Source organism: Streptomyces sp. NPDC006335 (assembly GCF_040612795.1).
Lineage (GTDB): Bacteria > Actinomycetota > Actinomycetes > Streptomycetales > Streptomycetaceae > Streptomyces.
On sequence record NZ_JBEXQX010000001.1, the window covers coordinates 690,354 to 707,124 of the forward strand.

A 16,771-nucleotide genomic window follows, 5' to 3' on the forward strand; every position below is an offset into this window, starting at 1 on the left:
GCCACGAACGCCGCGACCACGCCATGGCCCGGCACCCTGCCATGCTGTGTGATCGTGAGCCCTCACGGACTGTCACGGAACCCAAGGTGGACAAGGTGGCCAAGCCGGCCGGAGTGGAAGCCAGTACCGCACGATCCGACGCGCCACCGCTGACCGAGCGGCAGGAGGCACGGCGCCGCCGCATCCTGCACGCGAGCGCGCAGCTCGCGAGCCGCGGCGGGTTCGACGCGGTGCAGATGCGGGAGGTCGCGGAGTCCTCGCAGGTGGCGCTCGGCACCCTCTACCGGTACTTCCCCTCCAAGATCCACCTGCTGGTCGCCACCATGCAGGACCAGTTGGAGCACATGCACGGCACGCTCCGGAAGAAGCCGCCGCAGGGCGAGACGGCGGCCGAGCGGGTCGCGGAGACCCTGATGCGGGCCTTCCGCGCCCTCCAGCGCGAACCGCACCTGGCCGACGCGATGGTCCGCGCGCTGACCTTCGCGGACCGCAGCGTGAGCCCGGAGGTCGACCAGGTCTCCCACCAGACCACGCTGATCATCCTGGACGCCATGGGCCTTCAGGACCCGACGCCCGAACAGCTCTCCGCGGTCCGCGTCATCGAGCACACCTGGCACTCGGCCCTGATCACCTGGCTCTCGGGGCGCGCCTCCATCGCCCAGGTGAAGATAGACATCGAGACGGTGTGCCGGCTGATCGACCTCACGGAACCCCGTACCTGACCGAACCCGGTGCCCGTCCGGCGCTAGCCGACGGTCGCGAGCCCGCTCCAGCTGCGGCCGATCGCCGTCTCCCCGGCCCACCGCTCCAGCAGCCGCCGGGCCTCCTCCTCGGGGGCGGCGAGGGAGACCTGCTGCGCGCCCGCCTCGACGGACCGCTCCTGTTCGTGGCTGCCCTCGCTGCAGCAGGCGCACAGCATGCGGACGCTGCTCGCGGGCTCGGCGCCGAAGCCGTGGTCGGCGAACAGCTCGACGAGCGCCCGCAGGTCGTCCTTCTCGCCCGCGGCCACCGTGACCTCCAGGGTGGGCAGTTCGGACGCCTCGAAGAGCAGGAGTTCGTCGAAGACGGCGTAGGCCGTTCCGTCGACGACCCGCTCGCCCTTCGGTTCGCCGTCGTGGACGACGATCTCGCCGTAGCGCCGACCGCCCGTGACGGGCACGCTGACGACCCGGCCGCGGGTGGGGCACAGCCGCTCGATCCAGACGACCTCGCGCTCGCCGCCGGTGTCGAGGCGCACACAGGCGTGTCCGAAGCCGTCGTCGATCGGCCCCTCGCCCGCCGGGAGTTCGATGCCGAAGCCGGCCCAGGCGTCCCTGGCGGTCGCCCAGTCGCGCTGGATCGTGGCCGCGATGCCGAGGTTCCAGTACGCCGGGTCGCCCTCGCCGCGCGGGGAGCGTGCGGCGGCCTCCCGGCCCAGCTCGTAGGCCTTGGCCCAGTTCCGCAGGAACTTGTGGGCGAGCGCGGCGTCGTACCACCACACCGCGCTCACCTTCAGGTCCGGGAAGTGCGCGAGCACCCGCTCGTACAGTTCGGCGGCGCGCAGCCACTCCTCCGCGTCCCAGGCGGCACGCGCCTGCTCGATCAGCTCTCTGGCCTCGGACTTCCGCACGCCCACCCCTTCGGTCCCGATGACGACCGCAGGAGCGTACGCCCACGCGTGAACGACCTACGAGACGGGTTCCCTTCGCCGGCATGGTCCGGATCAGGTCCTGGGGTCGCCGTCGAGCCTTCCCGCTGCTCTCCGGCCTCTCAGCCCGACCGTCGACGTCGGCCCCGGCGGAAACCTTCGCGTCTCGCCTGAGTCGGCTACTCCGGTCGGACTCCCTCACTCGTCTCGTAGGCCTGAGTCCAGAATAGAACGCGCGTCCGGGAATAAAACCCCCTAAACCATGATTTTTTGAGCTCTACTCCTCGGGGCTCCATTCCTCCGAGCTCTACTCCTCCGGCGGGAACACCGGCTCCCCGCTCCCCAGCAGGGTGATCACGATGGCCTCCACCGGGCAGTTCTCGGCCGCCGCCAGGACCTTCTCGTTGGCGTCGGTCTCCGGGCCGGCGGGGTGCGACTGGCGGGCGGTGTCCAGGCGGAAGCCGTCGGGGGCGGTGTGGACGCACTGGGCGGAGCCGATGCACAGGGAGCGGTCGACCTCGACGTGCCAGCGGTCCACCGCCCCCGTGCCCGCGTTCGCCCGCGCGGGAGACACCTCCATCCGCTCACGCCTCCCAGCCGGCCGGCAGATGGATCATCTTGTGCTCCAGGTACTCGCCGTAGCCCTCGGGACCGAACTCCCGCCCCAGGCCGGAGTTCTTGTAGCCGCCGAAGGGGCCGAGCATGTCGAGGCTGAAGGTGTTGACGGAGTAGGTGCCGGTGCGGACCTGGCGGGCCACCTCGATGCCGTGCTCGACGTCGGCCGTCCACACGCTGCCGGAGAGGCCGTAGTCGGAGTCGTTGGCGATCTTCACGGCCTCGGACTCGTCGCCGTAGGGCAGGAGGCAGATCACCGGGCCGAAGATCTCCTCCCGGGCGATCCGCATCGAGTTGTCGACGTCCCCGAAGAGCGTGGGTTCGACGTACCAGCCGCGGTCCAGGCCGGCCGGGCGTCCGCCGCCGGTGAGGATCTTGGCGCCCTCCTCCTGGCCGATCCTGATGTAGTCGAGGTTGCGGCGCTGCTGGCGTTCGGCCACCAGGGGGCCGACCTGGGTGGCCGGGTCGAGCGGGTCGCCGACGACCAGCGCGCTCGCGGCGGCCGCGAAGGCCTCGGCGAACTCGTCGTAGCGGGAGCGGGGCAGCAGGATGCGGCTCTGGGCCACACAGGCCTGTCCGTTGTTCATCCAGGCCGACGGGACGATCCCGGCGACGGCCGCCTCGACGTCCGCGTCCGGGAGGACGACCGCGGCCGACTTCCCGCCCAACTCCAGTGTCACGCGCGTGAGGTTGCGGGCGGCGACCTCCATCACGCGCTTGCCCGCGCCCACCGAGCCGGTGAAGGAGACCTTGTCGACGCCCGGGTGCCCGACCAGGTACTCGCTGACCTCGCGGTCGGCCGGGAGGATGGACAGCACACCCTCGGGGAGCCCGGCCTCCTTGGTGATCTCGGCCAGGATGTAGGCGTCCAGCGGTGACTCGGGCGACGGCTTGAGCACCACCGTGCAGCCGGTGAGCAGGGCGGGCGCGAGCTTGGCGGCGGCGACGAACTGCGGGACGTTCCAAGGGACTACGGCGGCCACGACCCCGACCGGCTCGCGGCGCACGAGGATGCGGCCGAGGACTCCGTCGCGCTGCTCCTCGTACGTGAAGTTCCGTGCGACGGTGATCGCGGAGTCCCAGACCATCATCGCGCCGAGGGCCTGCGCGAGGACGCTCCAGGAGTACGGGGAGCCGTTCTCGGAGGAGATCACGCGGGCGATCTCCTCGTGCCGTACCGCGATGGCGTCCTTGATCCTGGTGACGACCTCGATGCGCTCGTCGAGCGTCATCCGCGGCCAGGGCCCCTCGTCGAAGGCGGTGCGGGCGGCGGCGACCGCCGCGTCCACGTCCGCGCGTGAGGCGTGCGGCACCCGTCCGATGACCTCCTCGGTGTGCGGGGAGATCACCTCGATGACGTCCTTGCCCAGGGGGTCGGTCAACTCCCCGCCGATGAACAGCTGTCCGTGTTCCACGAGCTCGGTCATGGCGACTGCCTCCCCGGGGCGGCTACTGACGATCCATCAGATACGGAACTGATACCAGTTCCACTCCGAGGAGTCCACGGGCCGCACACCACGGCTGTTGGTGACCTCGGGCTACCGTCGAAACCCGTTCTAGTTATAGTGGCGGGGACCCGGTGATTGGGGAGCTCATGGCGCAGGTGTACGACCACGGCGGCGGTGTCCGGTCCGTCCAGGTGCCCATCCCCGACAACCCCCTCGGCCACACGCTCGTGTACGTCGTCGACACCGACCGGGGACCGGTGCTGGTCGACACCGGCTGGGACGACCCGGCCTCCTGGGACACCCTCGCCGAGGGGCTCACCGCGTGCGGGACCGACGTCGGCGAGATCCACGGCGTGGTCATCACCCACCACCACCCCGACCACCACGGACTGTCCGGCAGAGTGCGGGAGACCTCCGGCGCCTGGATCGCGATGCACGCGGCGGACTCCGCGATCGTGCGGCGCACACGGGAGACCAGGGCCGAGCGCTGGTTCGCCTACATGACGGCCAAGCTGGAGGCCGCGGGCGCCCCCGAGGGCCACGTGGCCCCCCTGCGCACCGCCCGTCGCCGCCAACTCCCGGGCTTCTCCCCCGCGTTGCCCGACCGCGAGATCGTCCCCGGCGAACTCCTCGACCTCCCCGGACGCAGACTCCGCGCGATCTGGACCCCGGGACACACCCCCGGCCATGTCTGCCTGCACCTGGAGGAGGAGCACCCGGCTCGGCTCCCGGGCCACGGGCGGCTGTTCTCCGGCGACCACCTGCTCCCCGAGATCACCCCGCACATCGGCCTGTACGAGGACCCCGACGACGCCACCGTCACCGACCCCCTCGGCGACTACCTCGACTCCCTGGAACGCGTCGGCCGGCTCGCCCCCGCCGAGGTGCTCCCCGCCCACCAGCACGTCTTCACCGACGCGGACGCCCGGGTGCGGGAGCTGCTCGCCCACCACGAGGAACGCCTCAGCGACCTGCGCTCCCTGCTCGCCGAGCCCCTCACCCCCTGGCAGCTCGCCGAGCGCATGGAGTGGAACCGGCCCTGGGAGCAGATCCCCTACGGCTCACGGAACATCGCGGTCTCGGAGGCCGAGGCGCATCTGCGGCGGCTGGTGAAGCTGGGGCGGGCGGAGGCGGTGACGGGGAGCGATCCGGTGAGGTACGTGGCCGTCTGAGGGCACACAGGGGGCTCTCAGGCGCTTCCCTACGGGCGAGTACAGTAGCCAGGTCGTATCACACCCGTACGGGGGGAAGCCGGTGGAATTCCGGCGCTGACCCTCCCCCAGTGCCTTAAGGGCCTGGGAGGTGCCCCCACCGTGATCCGCCCGCTCGGCGGTGAGCCGGACTGCCCCGTACGGCTCGTGACCGGCTCGCGCGCACCGGCAACCGGCCGGTGTGCGGCACCGTCGAGGTACACGGAGCCGAGCCGCCCGGGGGTCCTCCCGTGCTGCCCGGCTCTCCGCTGGGAGACCGATCATGAACGTCCGCCGCAGCGCCGCGGTCCTGGCCGCCACCGTCGTGATCGGCACGGCCGTGCCTGCCGCAGCCGCCTCGCCGTCCCCGTCGCCGTCGTCCCCCTCCGGGTTGTACGGCAGCACGGATCCCACGTACGACGGGGTCTGGCGGCAGTCCCTCGCCCTGATCGCGCTGCACCGGGTGGACGTGGAGCCCGCCGCCGCGGCCGTCGACTGGCTGGCGGGGCAGCAGTGCGCCGACGGCGCGTTCCCGGCCTACCGCGCCGACCCGGCCACGGCCTGCGACGCGAAGACCGCGGTCGACACCAACAGCACGGCCGCCGCCGTCCAGGCCCTGGCGGCGGTCGGCGGGCACGACAGCGCGGTCGGCAAGGCGGTGGCCTGGTTGAAGTCCGTCCAGAACAAGGACGGCGGCTGGGGCTACACCCCCGGCGGGGCCAGCGACGCCAACTCGACCTCCGTGGTGGTCGGCGCTCTCAACGCCTCGGGCGCCTACATCTCGCGGATCGGCAGGTACGGCAAGTCGCCCTACGACGCCCTGCTGAAGCTGTCCCTGCCGTGCGCCGACGGAGGTGCGTTCGCCTACCAGCCGGACAAGAAGGGCAAGCTCACGGCCAACGCGGACGCGACCGCGGCGGCCGTGGTCGGCATGCTGGGCACGGGCATGCTCACCGTGCGGGCCGGTGACGCGAAGAAGGCGGTCTGCGCCGACGCCTCCACGCCCACCTGGCAGCGGGCCTCCGCCAACGGGGCCGCCTACCTCGCGAAGGCCGTCGCGAAGGACGGTCACCTGACCTCCGCCCTCCCCGGCTCCGAGAACCAGCCCGACTACGGCAACACGGCCGACGCGGTGGTGGCGCTGGCCGCACAGGGCGGGACGGCGGCGGCCGCGGGTCCGCTGCGCTGGCTGGAGCGCAACTCCGCGAAGTGGGCCGAGCAGAGCGGCCCGGCGGCCTACGCCCAGCTCATCCTCGCCGCGAAGACGGGCGGCGCCGACCCGCACGACTTCGGCGGCACGGACCTGGTGAAGCGGCTGACCGCGACGGGACCGGCGCCGAAGGCGACCTCGGCACCGGCCGCCGAGTCGCAGGACGACTCCGGCACGTCCGTGTGGTGGGTGGTCGGCGCGGGTCTCGCCGCCGGAGCGGGCATCGGCTTCCTGCTGAGCGGCCGCAACAAGAGGAAGCAGCCGTGACGGCCCGCCGGGCGGTCCTGCTCTCCCTCCTGACCGGGCTCCTCCTGGCCACTGTGAGCCCCGCCCACGCCACCGGCTACCGCTACTGGTCCTTCTGGGACCGCACCGGCACGACCTGGACGTACGCCACCCAGGGCCCCTCCACCTCGGTCCCCTCCGACGGCGACGTCCAGGGATTCCGCTTCGCGGTGAGTGAGGACTCCTCGGACGCGAACGCACCGCGCGGTGCGGCGTCGTTCGCGACGATCTGCGCGAACACCCCGGCACGGGAGGGCCGTAAGCGAGTGGCCCTGGTCCTCGACTTCGGAACGCCGTCGGACGCCCCGTCCGGGGAGAAGCCCCCGTCCCGCCGCACCGCGTGCGCGTCGGTCCCCTCGGACGCGACCACGGCCGAGTCCCTGGCCACGGTGGCCAAGCCGCTCCGCTACAGCACGAACGCCCTGCTGTGCGCGATCGGGGGGTATCCCGAGACGGGGTGCGGGGAGCAGGTGACGCGGCGGAAGGGGGCCGGCCAGGTGGAGAGCGAGTCGGACGAGGGCCCGGCCGTGGGATTGCTGGCGGGGGCGGCGGGAATCGCCGTGCTGGGAGCGGCGGCGGTGTGGCAGGCGAGGCGGCGCAGGGATGCCGCGTAGCTCACCCGCCCGGCCTCCCCTGCACCCCGGCGCCTGGTGGCTGTGGTCCCTCTCCCTCGGGATCGCGGCCACCCGCACCACCAACCCCCTCCTCCTCCTGCTCCTCGTCGTCGTCTCCGCCCATGTGGTGGCGAGCTGCCGCCACCCCTCCCCCTGGTCCCGCTCGTACACCGCGTTCCTCAAGCTCGCCCTGGCCGTCCTCCTGGTCCGGCTCCTCTTCACGATCGTCCTCGGCTCGCCCGTCCCGGGCACCCACGTCCTGGTCACGCTCCCCGAACTCCCACTCCCCGACTGGGCCCAGGGCATCCGCCTGGGCGGCCGGGTCACCGCGGAGTCCCTCGTCTTCGCCCTCTACGACGGCCTGAAACTGGCCACCCTCCTCATCTGCGTGGGCGCGGCGAACACCCTCGCCAACCCCCACCGTCTCCTCAAGTCCCTGCCCGGCGCCCTCTACGAACTCGGTGTCGCGGTGGTCGTGGCCCTGACCTTCGCCCCGCATCTCATCGCCGACGTCCAACGCCTGCGCGCCGCCCGCCGCCTCCGAGGCCGCCCGGACTCCGGCCTGCGCGGCCTCCTCCAGATCGGACTCCCGGTCCTGGAGGGCGCGTTGGAACGCTCGGTCGCCCTCGCCGCCGCGATGGACGCCCGCGGCTACGGCCGTACGGCCGAGGTCCCGCCCGGGGTACGCCGTACGACCACCGCGCTCACCCTCGGCGGCCTGCTCGGCGTCTGCGCGGGAACGTACGGACTGCTCACCGCCGAGGGCGGCACGTACGGCATCCCCGTGCTCCTCGCCGGTGTCACCGCCGCCCTAGCGGGGCTGCGTCTGGGCGGCCGCCGCACCCCGCGCACCCGTTACCGGCCGGACCGCTGGACCGCCCGGTCCCTCCTGGTCGCCGGTTCCGGCGTGGCCGTGGCGGCGGGGATGTTCCTCGCGAGCGCCGGCGACCCGGCCGCGCTGCACCCCGGGGTGATCCCGCTCGTCGCCCCCGCTCTCCCCCTGCTGCCCGCCGCGGCGATCCTTCTCGGCCTCCTGCCGGCCTTCCTCGCCCCCGCCCCCGCCCCCAAGGAGCAGCCGTCGTGATCCGCTTCGAGGATGTCTCCGTGACGTACGACGGAGCGGCCGAACCCGCCGTCCAGGGCGTCGACTTCGAGGTGCCGGAGGGTGAACTCGTGCTGCTCGTGGGCCCGTCGGGGGTCGGCAAGTCCACGATCCTCGGGTCGGTCAGCGGGCTCGTCCCGCACTTCACCGGCGGCACCCTGCGCGGCCGGGTCACGGTGGCCGGCCGCGACACCCGCACCCACAAACCGCGCGAACTGGCCGACGTGGTCGGCACGGTGGGCCAGGACCCGCTGTCCCACTTCGTGACGGACACCGTGGAGGACGAACTCGCGTACGGCATGGAGTCGTTGGGCCTGCCGCCGACGGTGATGCGCCGCCGGGTGGAGGAGACCCTGGACCTGCTGGGGCTGGCTCCTCTGCGCGACCGCCCCCTGGCCACCCTCTCCGGCGGCCAGCAGCAGCGGGTGGCGATCGGGTCGGTCCTCACCCCGCACCCCCGGGTCCTGGTCCTGGACGAACCGACCTCGGCCCTGGACCCCGCGGCGGCGGAGGAGGTCCTGGCCGTCCTCCAGCGCCTGGTCCACGACCTCGGCACCACGATCCTCATGGCCGAGCACCGCCTGGAACGCGTCATCCAGTACGCCGACCAGGTCGCCCTCCTCCCGGCCCCGGGCACCCCGCCGTGCCTGGGCACCCCGGCCGAGATGATGGCCGTGTCCCCGGTGTACCCACCGGTGGTGGACCTGGGCCGCCTGGCGGGCTGGACCCCGCTGCCACTGACGGTGCGGGACGCACGGCGCAGGGCGGGAGACCTGCGGGACCGACTGGCCGGACGTGCGCCGACAGCCGACGCACCCGCGCCCGCCGACGGCGGGCCCGCCCCGCAGGGGCCACTGAACCTCGCCGACGTCACCGCCCTCTCCGTCCGCCGCGCCCACGTCCAGGCCCTGCGCCACATCGACCTGACCATCCGTCCCGGCGAGACCGTCGCCCTCATGGGCCGCAACGGCGCCGGAAAGTCCACCCTCCTCAACACCCTCGTGGGACTCGTCGCTCCGAGCACCGGCGCGGTCCGGGTGGGCGGCGCCCCGCCCCACCGCACCCCGCCCCGGGACCTCGTCCGCCGGGTCGGTCTCGTCCCGCAGGAACCCCGGGACCTCCTCTACGCCGACACGGTCGCCGCCGAATGCCGGGCCGCCGACAAGGACGCCGACGCGGCACCCGGCACCTGCCGCGCCCTCGTGACCGACCTGCTTCCGGGAGTGGCCGACGACACCCACCCCCGGGACCTCTCCGAGGGCCAGCGCCTCGCCCTCGCCCTCGCCGTGGTCCTGACCGCCCGCCCACCCCTCCTGCTCCTGGACGAACCGACCCGCGGACTGGACTACGCGGCCAAGTCCCGCCTGGTCGCCGTGCTGAAGGACCTCGCCGCCACCGGCCACGCGATCATGCTGGCCACCCATGACGTGGAGCTCGCCGCCGAGCTCGCCCACCGGGTGATCCTGCTGGCCGAGGGCGAGGTGATCGCCGACGGCCCGGCGACGGACGTCATCACGTCCTCCCCTTCCTTCGCCCCGCAGGTCAGCAAGATCCTCGCCCCGCAGCGGTGGCTCACGGTCGCCGAGGTGCGGAGGGCCCTGTCATGACCCGGCCCCCCGGCACACCTCGCCCCTCCGGGGCCGTCCGTCTCGGCCCCCGTTCCGTCCTCGCCCTCGCCCTGGTCAGCGCGGTGGGTGTCGTCGCCTTCGGCTGGCCCTTCCTCGCCCCGCCCACCTCCCAGGTCGGCACCCACGCACAGGACGCACCCTGGCTCTTCGCCGGACTGCTCGTCCTCCTCGTGGCGGTGGTCGCCGCCGCGCTCGCGGAGTCGGGGCTCGGCCCCAAGGCGGTGGCGATGCTCGGCGTGCTCGCCGCGACCGGCGCCGCGCTCAGGCCGATCGGCGCCGGCACCGCCGGTATCGAGCCGATGTTCTTCCTGATGGTGCTCAGCGGCCGGGTCCTCGGCCCCGGTTTCGGCTTCGCGCTCGGCAACGTCACGATGTTCGCGTCCGCCCTGCTCACCGGCGGGGTGGGTCCGTGGATGCCGTTCCAGATGCTGGCGATGGGGTGGTTCACGATGGGGGCGGGTCTGCTGCCGGTGCCGGCCCGGGCGCGCGGCCGGACGGAGGTCGGGCTGCTGGCCGCCTACGGCTTCTGCGCCGCCTTCGCCTACGGCACCGCCATGAACATGGCCGGCTGGCCCTTCATGGGCGCCCTGGCCTCGGACATCGCCTTCGACCCGCACGCCGGTGTGCCCGCCAACCTGGCCCGGTTCGTCGCGTACTGCCTGGCCACCTCCCTCGGCTGGGACCTCGGCCGGGCCCTGGTCACCGTCGTCCTGACGCTCACCCTGGGTCCGGCCCTCCTCAGGGGGCTGCGCCGGGCCACCCGCCGGGCGGCCTTCGAGGCCCAGGTCACATTCGAGGCGTCGGGGCGGTGAAGCGCCCCACATGACCCAGCTCACCTACTAAGGGGAACAGTAGGAATATTTCCGACATAACACCCTTCCCGCACCCCCTCCGACCTGCGCTTTGAGAGCCGGGTCACACGGACGACCTTTCCCGGCGATTCGACCACAACTAGTAAAAGGGGTCATTGCGGGCGCCTTCCGAGCCTGTTTCTGTGGACGACGTCGCACGGCGCCGACAAGCCCACGGGCCTCGGCGCCGACGCATGTCCCCCGGGACCGCGAGCGACACCCCCGTCCCCGAAGAAAAGGTTCCCCGTGTCGGTCTCCCGCATCGCCCGCCGCATCGCTTCCCCGAAGAAGGCCATCACCACCGCCGCGATGGCCGCCGCCACCGCCGGCCTGGTCCTGACCGCGGCGCCGGCCCAGGCGGCCACCACCAACTCGCCCGCCCAGGCCAAGGCCATCGCGCACCAGATGATCCCGAACGCCGCGCAGTACGCCGCGTTCAGCAAGATCGTCGAGCACGAGAGCGGCTGGGACGTCGACGCCACGAACTCCTCCTCCGGCGCCTACGGCCTGGTCCAGGCGCTGCCCGGCTCCAAGATGGCCTCCGCCGGTTCCGACTGGAAGACCAACGCGAAGACCCAGATCAAGTGGGGTCTCGACTACATGAACTCCCGCTACGGCAGCCCGACCGGCGCCTGGGCCTTCTGGCAGGCCAACGGCTGGTACTGAGCCGCCGACCCACCGCGCGCCTCACCGCCGTACGCCGTCGAAGAACCGCACGACCTGGGGGGCCGACACCAGGACCGAACCGAAGTGGTCCACGCCCCCCTGATCGACCACCCGCACCCTCGCTCCCTGACCTGCGAGGGTGCGGGCGCATGTCCGGGTGTTGCCGATCGGCACGTCGGTGTCGCCGGCGCCGGCGTACAGCCGCACCGGCACGTCGGGCTTCCAGTCGCAGGTGTGGTCGGCGGCGCGCATCGCGTCCAGCACGGCGCCGGACGGGTGCCGCAGACGCTCGTGGAAGGCGGGGGTGAGCAGCCGTTCCACCGAGGGCGCGAGTGACCTGACGACGTCCTCCTGCTCGTGGCTCCCGTCGAGCAGGCGCTCGACCCGGCTCGCGTACGGCGCGCGAAAGGCCTCGGCGGGGTCCTTGTAGAGGGGGTGCAGGCGGTTCTGGGCGACAGCCAGTACGCGATGTAGAGGACGCCGCTGGTGTCGTTGACCCGGCCGTCGAACAGCGCGGGCATCTCCTGGCCCTCCAGGTCGTACGGGCCGCTGACCGGTGCGAGGGCCCTCAGCCGGAAGTGCCGGTCGGCGCCTGCCTCCAGGGCCTTGCCGAGCGCCATCGCGACCTGGCCGCCCTGTGAGAAGCCCGTCGCGTACACCTCACCGGTCAGCGGGCGGCCGAGCCGTTCCGCGGCCGTCCGCGCGGCACGCAGCATGTCGACGGAGGCGGTCACGGACGAGGCGGTGTCCATGTACGGATGCGGGCCCGGTCCCTTGCCCAGTCCGAGGTAGTCGGGGGCGGCGACCGCGCGGCCCGCGGAGGCGTTGACGTACGACGGCACCCGCCCGAAGTCCTCGCTCGCCGAGGGCGCGTAGTCGCGGTCGACCATCGTGCCGTGGGTGTCGGAGACCAGACCGAGGCGGTGGGCGCCGCCGTCGGGAAGCGTCAGCAGTCCGGTCGCGGTGGTGGGGGCGCCGTACGGGTCGACGGTCCGGTAGGTCAGCCGGTACGCCCGTACGCCGTACCGCACCACGTCGGTGTCGACGCCCCACCCCGTCAGGAACGACCTGACCTGCCCGGCGTCCCGGTCCGCGACCGGCGTGACGGCGACCAGGTCCCCGCGCCGTGTCTGATGCGTGTGCTCGCCGCCGGCCGCCGCCACCGGGGCGGCGGCGAGCCCGGTGAGCCCCGTGAGCCCGGTGAGCCCCGTGAGCCCGGCGAGCAGCAGGGCCGCCGCTCCGGCGAGCCCCCTGCGCGTGCGCCGACTCGCCCGTGTTCCCTGGGATGTGCGCGTCTTGTCACTCATGTACTCGACGCTAGGGACGCGCGGGTCACCCCGGCATCCGAGAGTCCCCCGCATCCGTGGTGGACTTGGGTGCACCCCGACCGTCCGGCCCTCCGGAGACCCGATGAGCGAACAGACCGGCACCGACACCCGTGCGGCCGGCGATCCCGAGGCGCGCGGGCTGCGCCTGGTGCTCGTGCTGCTGGTGCTCACGGTGGTCAGCGGACTGATCGACGCCGTCAGCTACCTCGGCCTCGAACACGTCTTCACCGCGAACATGACCGGCAACGTGGTCGTGCTCGGGTTCGCGGCGGCCGGGGCGCCCGGCTTCTCGGTGGAACACACGCTGACCTCGCTGGGGGCGTTCGTGGTGGGCGCGATCGCGGGCGGCCGGGTCGCCGTGTGGCTCGGCTCCGGCTCCCGCCGCACCTGGGCCCGGCTCACGCTCGCCGCCGAGGCCGCACTGCTGGGGGTATCGGCCGCCGTCGCCTTCGCCGCGCCCGGCGCCACGGCCACCGCCTATACCCTCATCGCCGTCACCGCGTTCGCCATGGGGCTGCGCAACGCCACGGTCCGCAAGCTCGGCGTCCCTGACCTGACGACGACCGTGCTGACCATGACGTTGACCGGTCTCGCCGCCGACTCCCGGGCCGGCGGCGGCCCCGGCACCCGCTCCCCCCGCCGTACGGCGTCCGTGGTCGCGATGGTCGCCGGGGCCGCGCTGGGCGCGTGGCTGGTGCTCCACCACGGCCTCGGCATCCCGCTCGCGATCGCGGCGGGCCTGGTGGCCCTGCTGGCGCTGACCGCCTCGGGCCGCGAGTGACCCTGTTCGAGGGCTACTTGGCGAGGAAGGCCAGCAGCGCCGCGTTGACCTCCTCCGCGTAGGTCCACAGCAGGCCGTGCGGCGCGCCCTCGATCTCGACGTACTCGGCGGACGGCAGCAGCGCGTGGAAGGGCCGGCCGGTCGAGTCGATCGGCAGGATGCGGTCGCCGGTGCCGTGCACGATCAGCGCCGGTACGTCGATCTTCGCCACGTCGGCCCGGAAGTCGGTGATCCAGGTCGGCACGCAGGCCACCGCGGCGTGCGCGGACGAACCGGCCGCCACGTTCCAGCTGTTGCGCAGCGCGTCCTCGCTGATGCGGCTGCCCAGCGTCTCGTCCAGGTTGTAGAAGTCCTGGTAGAAGGCGCCGAAGTAGGCGTACCGGTCCTTGGTGACGGCCTCCAGGATGCCGTCGAACACGGCCTGGTCGACGCCCGCCGGGTTGTCGTCGGTCTTCAGCAGGAAGGGCTCCAGCGAGGCCAGGAAGACGGCCTTGGCGACCCGTCGCGAGCCGTAGGTGCCCAGGTAGCGGCCCACTTCGCCGGTGCCCATCGAGAAGCCGACCAGGACCGCGTCCGTGAGGTCGAGGCTGGTGAGCACCTTGTCGAGGTCGGCGGCGAAGGTGTCGTAGTCGTAGCCGGTGGTGGGCTGCGAGGAGCGGCCGAACCCGCGGCGGTCGTAGGTGATGACCCGGTGGCCGGCCTCCAGCAGCGCGGGGAGCTGCTTCTCCCAGGAGTGGCCGTCGAGGGGGTAGCCGTGGATCAGCACGACGGGCTGTCCGGTGCCGTGGTCCTCGTAGTAGAGCTCGATCGGCGCGCTGTTCTCTTCGCCAACGGTGATGTACGGCATGTCGGTTCGTCCTCTTCGTAGGGAGCCTCCAGCCCACCAGGGACGGGCGGTGACCACCAGGCAGAAGTACCGGCGGAAGTACGGCGGAGGCACGGACGGCTGACGGGCGGCGAGGCACGGACGGCGGGAGTGCGGGGGAAGTGCGGAGAAGGTGCGGCGAAAGCAGGAAGCGCTTGTTCTAATTGTCGTGATGACCAGTCATGATCCTGAAGTACCGCAACCCGGTGTTCCGCACGGCGGCACCGCCTTCGGCGGGATGCTGCGGTCCCTGCGCCGGGCCGCCCGGCTGACCCTGGAGGACCTGTCCGAGGCGTCCGGGGTGAGCGTGCGCGCGCTCGGTGACCTGGAGCGCGGGCGCAGCCGGGGGCCGCAGCGCCGTACGGTCGACGCGCTCGCCGCCGCCCTCCGGCTCGACACCGAGCAGCGCGAGCGCCTCCAGCGGCTCGCCGACGCCGGACGGGAACGCGGGGGGCCGCCGGCCTCGCCGTATCTCCTGCGGACCGTCCCGGACTTCACCGGCCGGAAGCAGGAACTGGCGGACCTGGAGGCGCTCGCCACCGGCACGCGCACGCGTGCGGCGGTGCTGTTCGGGCCGGGCGGACAGGGCAAGACGACCCTGGCGGCGGAAGCGGTACGGCGGCTGGGCGGCACTTTCCCGGACGGGAGCGTCTGCGTCCAACTGCACGGCATGAGCGACTCCCCGCTGCCGGCCGCCGAGGCGCTGGTCCTCCTGCTGACGGCCCTGGGTCACCCCGCGGACCGGATCCCGGCCGATCCCGTCGCCCGCGAGGCCCTCTATCGGGCGGCGCTCGCCGGTCGGCGGGCGCTGGTGGTCCTCGACGACGCGGCCGACGAGAGCCAGACCAGACCGCTGCTGCCGGACGCCGAGGGCAGTTTCGTGCTGGTCACCAGCAGGCGTCCGCTGGCCGGTCTCGAAGCTGTCCGGCGGATCAGGCTCGGCGGCCTCAGCGGCGGGGAGTCGACCAGGCTCCTTGAGCGGATCCTCGGCGCCCCGCGCACCGACGGTCAGTCCGAGGCGATCACCCGGCTGACCGAGCTGTGCGGCCACCTTCCGCTGGCCCTGCGCATCGTCGGCAATCGGCTCTCCAGCCGCCCGCGGTGGACCCCGGCCCGACTGGTCGACCAACTCGCCGACGAGGAAAGCAGGTTGAGCGGCCTGGTCGCGGGCGACCTCGCCGTACGCAGCGCCCTGACCCTCTCGTACGGCCAACTGACCCCGCCGCACCAGCTGTTGCTGCGGCGCCTCTCCCTGGTGCCCGGCCACGACACCGGCCCCGACCTCGCCGCCGTACTGACCGGGGAGGACCCGCTCACCACCGAGGACTCCCTCGACCTGCTGGTCGACCGGGGCCTGCTGGAGGAGACCACACCGGGCCGGTACGCCCTGCACGATCTCGTACGGCTCTTCGCGCGCGAGCGGCTCCGGTACGAGGAGGAGGCGACCCTCCCGGTCCAACTCCGCATGGCGGACTGGCTGTTGCGGTCGGCCTCGGCTGCGGGCCGCCGGTTCGAGGCGCCCGGCGCGCCGGAGCCCTGGCCGGGCGAACCCGAGGCCTTCACTCCGGGGTCCGCCGACGAGGCGGAGCAGTGGCTGACCGTCGAACGATCCAACTGGGCTTCGGCCCTGCCCGTGTTGGCCGAGGCGGGTCGGCACACGGAGATCCTGCACGCCTCGCGCACCCTGTACTGGTTCTCCGACCGCTGGAGCCAGTGGCCGGAGTGGCGGACCCTGTTCTCCCACGGCGCCCGGGCCGCGGCCGCCCTCGGGGACCGCGCGGCCGAGGCCCACCAGCTCAACTGTCTCGCCTGGGCCCACTCGGTCGGCGCCTTCCGGTACGCGGAGGCCGAGCAACTCGCCTATCAGGCACTGGAGTTGGCGACCGAGACCGACGACCTCGAACAGCAGGCCTGGGCGTGGTCGTACATCAGCGGGGCCTGCGGAGGTCTGCACCGGCACGCGGAGGCCGCGGAGGCGGCCGCCACGGCCACCCGGCTCTTCGAGGCGACCGGTGACTTCGCGGGCAGGGCCGTCTCCCAAAGGGTCCTCGGCACCGCGCTGCGGGAGTCAGGGCGGGCCGAGGAGGCGCTGGCCCTGCACCGTCACCTGCTCGGCACCCACACCGGGGACGTACCCGACCTGGACGAGCTCCTCGCGGCCATCCTCCGCTACGAGATCGCCACCGACCTGCTGGCCCTGGAACGCTGGCCCGAAGCGGTGGACACCTTCCGGACCGTCGGCTCCCCCTCCGCCCACGGCAGCACCGACAACCGCCTCCAGGCCCGAACCCTCGTCGGCCTCGCCACAGCCCTGGAACGCTCCGGCGACCCCACCGAGGCCCGCGAGCACTACACCCGGGCCCGCTCCCTGGCCACGGTGATCGGCGACATGACAACCGCGACGGAGGCGGCAGCGGGCTTGGAACGCCTCGGATAGCCCGACAGGACACGCGGTCGGGCACGCAGCCAGGACACCCGGCCGGGTCGCCGCCGACGCCGACGCCGACGGGTCGGCCTCCGCACCTGGCGGACACGTTCGTCCTACGAGGCGACGGTGATCA

At 73.0% G+C, this 16,771-nt stretch carries 14 protein-coding genes and 1 pseudogene; 10 read left to right on the forward strand and 5 right to left on the reverse strand.

All coding sequences use genetic code 11. The features are described from left to right. Positions 1–86 precede the first annotated feature (86 nt). A complete protein-coding gene (locus tag ABZ098_RS03135) occupies positions 87–722 on the forward strand; it encodes a TetR family transcriptional regulator (protein WP_356586640.1) in 636 nt (211 codons plus the stop codon). A gap of 23 nt (positions 723–745) precedes the next feature. On the opposite strand, the gene ABZ098_RS03140 is transcribed toward ABZ098_RS03135, so the two are convergent. The 3 genes from ABZ098_RS03140 to ABZ098_RS03150 all read right to left on the reverse strand — a co-directional run bounded on the left by ABZ098_RS03140 (position 746) and on the right by ABZ098_RS03150 (position 3,669). Then, the gene (locus tag ABZ098_RS03140) at positions 746–1,609 is read right to left on the reverse strand and encodes a tetratricopeptide repeat protein (RefSeq protein ID WP_356586642.1); all 864 of its coding nucleotides are present in this window, start codon (positions 1,607–1,609) and stop codon (positions 746–748) included. A 325-nt stretch (positions 1,610–1,934) separates the two neighbouring features. Continuing rightward, on the reverse strand, positions 1,935–2,207 hold the full coding sequence (locus ABZ098_RS03145) for a ferredoxin (protein WP_356586644.1): 273 nt from the start codon (positions 2,205–2,207) through the stop codon (positions 1,935–1,937). A 4-nt stretch (positions 2,208–2,211) separates the two neighbouring features. Continuing rightward, positions 2,212–3,669 carry an aldehyde dehydrogenase gene (locus tag ABZ098_RS03150; protein WP_356586646.1) on the reverse strand — a complete coding sequence of 486 codons (1,458 nt, stop codon included), beginning with the start codon at positions 3,667–3,669 and terminating at the stop codon, positions 2,212–2,214. Positions 3,670–3,836: 167 nt separating this feature from the next. Between ABZ098_RS03150 and ABZ098_RS03155 the strand changes: the two genes are divergently transcribed. From ABZ098_RS03155 to ABZ098_RS03185, 7 genes are all read left to right on the forward strand, one after another. Further along, on the forward strand, positions 3,837–4,862 hold the full coding sequence (locus ABZ098_RS03155; protein ID WP_356586647.1) for an MBL fold metallo-hydrolase: 1,026 nt from the start codon (positions 3,837–3,839) through the stop codon (positions 4,860–4,862). 301 nt (positions 4,863–5,163) lie between these two features. After that, complete coding sequence (locus ABZ098_RS03160; RefSeq protein WP_356586649.1) at positions 5,164–6,357, forward strand: prenyltransferase/squalene oxidase repeat-containing protein; 1,194 nt, start codon at positions 5,164–5,166, stop codon at positions 6,355–6,357. After that, positions 6,354–6,989, forward strand: coding sequence for an SCO2322 family protein (locus tag ABZ098_RS03165; protein ID WP_356586651.1), 636 nt, complete (start codon positions 6,354–6,356; stop codon positions 6,987–6,989). Before ABZ098_RS03160 ends, ABZ098_RS03165 begins: the two co-directional genes overlap by 4 nt. Then, the gene (locus ABZ098_RS03170; RefSeq protein WP_356586653.1) at positions 6,979–8,073 is read left to right on the forward strand and encodes a CbiQ family ECF transporter T component; all 1,095 of its coding nucleotides are present in this window, start codon (positions 6,979–6,981) and stop codon (positions 8,071–8,073) included. Before ABZ098_RS03165 ends, ABZ098_RS03170 begins: the two co-directional genes overlap by 11 nt. Further along, on the forward strand, positions 8,070–9,698 hold the full coding sequence (locus tag ABZ098_RS03175) for an ATP-binding cassette domain-containing protein (RefSeq protein WP_356586655.1): 1,629 nt from the start codon (positions 8,070–8,072) through the stop codon (positions 9,696–9,698). Before ABZ098_RS03170 ends, ABZ098_RS03175 begins: the two co-directional genes overlap by 4 nt. Next, positions 9,695–10,531, forward strand: a complete 837-nt coding sequence (locus tag ABZ098_RS03180) for an ECF transporter S component (RefSeq protein WP_356586657.1) — start codon at positions 9,695–9,697, stop codon at positions 10,529–10,531. The genes ABZ098_RS03175 and ABZ098_RS03180 overlap by 4 nt, the downstream gene beginning before the upstream one ends. Before the next feature lie 285 nt (positions 10,532–10,816). Continuing rightward, entirely contained in the window at positions 10,817–11,236 is a 420-nt protein-coding gene (locus ABZ098_RS03185) for a transglycosylase SLT domain-containing protein (protein WP_356586659.1), read from the forward strand. Between the two features lie 21 nt (positions 11,237–11,257). Here the strand turns inward: ABZ098_RS03185 and ABZ098_RS03190 are convergent. Next, a pseudogene (locus ABZ098_RS03190) lies at positions 11,258–12,543 on the reverse strand (alpha/beta hydrolase). A gap of 103 nt (positions 12,544–12,646) precedes the next feature. Between ABZ098_RS03190 and ABZ098_RS03195 the strand changes: the two are divergent. Further along, complete coding sequence (locus tag ABZ098_RS03195) at positions 12,647–13,345, forward strand: YoaK family protein (RefSeq protein ID WP_356586660.1); 699 nt, start codon at positions 12,647–12,649, stop codon at positions 13,343–13,345. 13 nt (positions 13,346–13,358) lie between these two features. Here ABZ098_RS03195 and ABZ098_RS03200 read toward each other — a convergent pair whose 3' ends face one another. Next, positions 13,359–14,192 carry an alpha/beta hydrolase gene (locus ABZ098_RS03200; protein ID WP_356586662.1) on the reverse strand — a complete coding sequence of 278 codons (834 nt, stop codon included), beginning with the start codon at positions 14,190–14,192 and terminating at the stop codon, positions 13,359–13,361. A 190-nt stretch (positions 14,193–14,382) separates the two neighbouring features. Here ABZ098_RS03200 and ABZ098_RS03205 point away from each other — a divergent pair, with 190 nt between their 5' ends. After that, the gene (locus ABZ098_RS03205; protein ID WP_356586664.1) at positions 14,383–16,647 is read left to right on the forward strand and encodes a helix-turn-helix domain-containing protein; all 2,265 of its coding nucleotides are present in this window, start codon (positions 14,383–14,385) and stop codon (positions 16,645–16,647) included. Positions 16,648–16,771 lie beyond the last annotated feature (124 nt).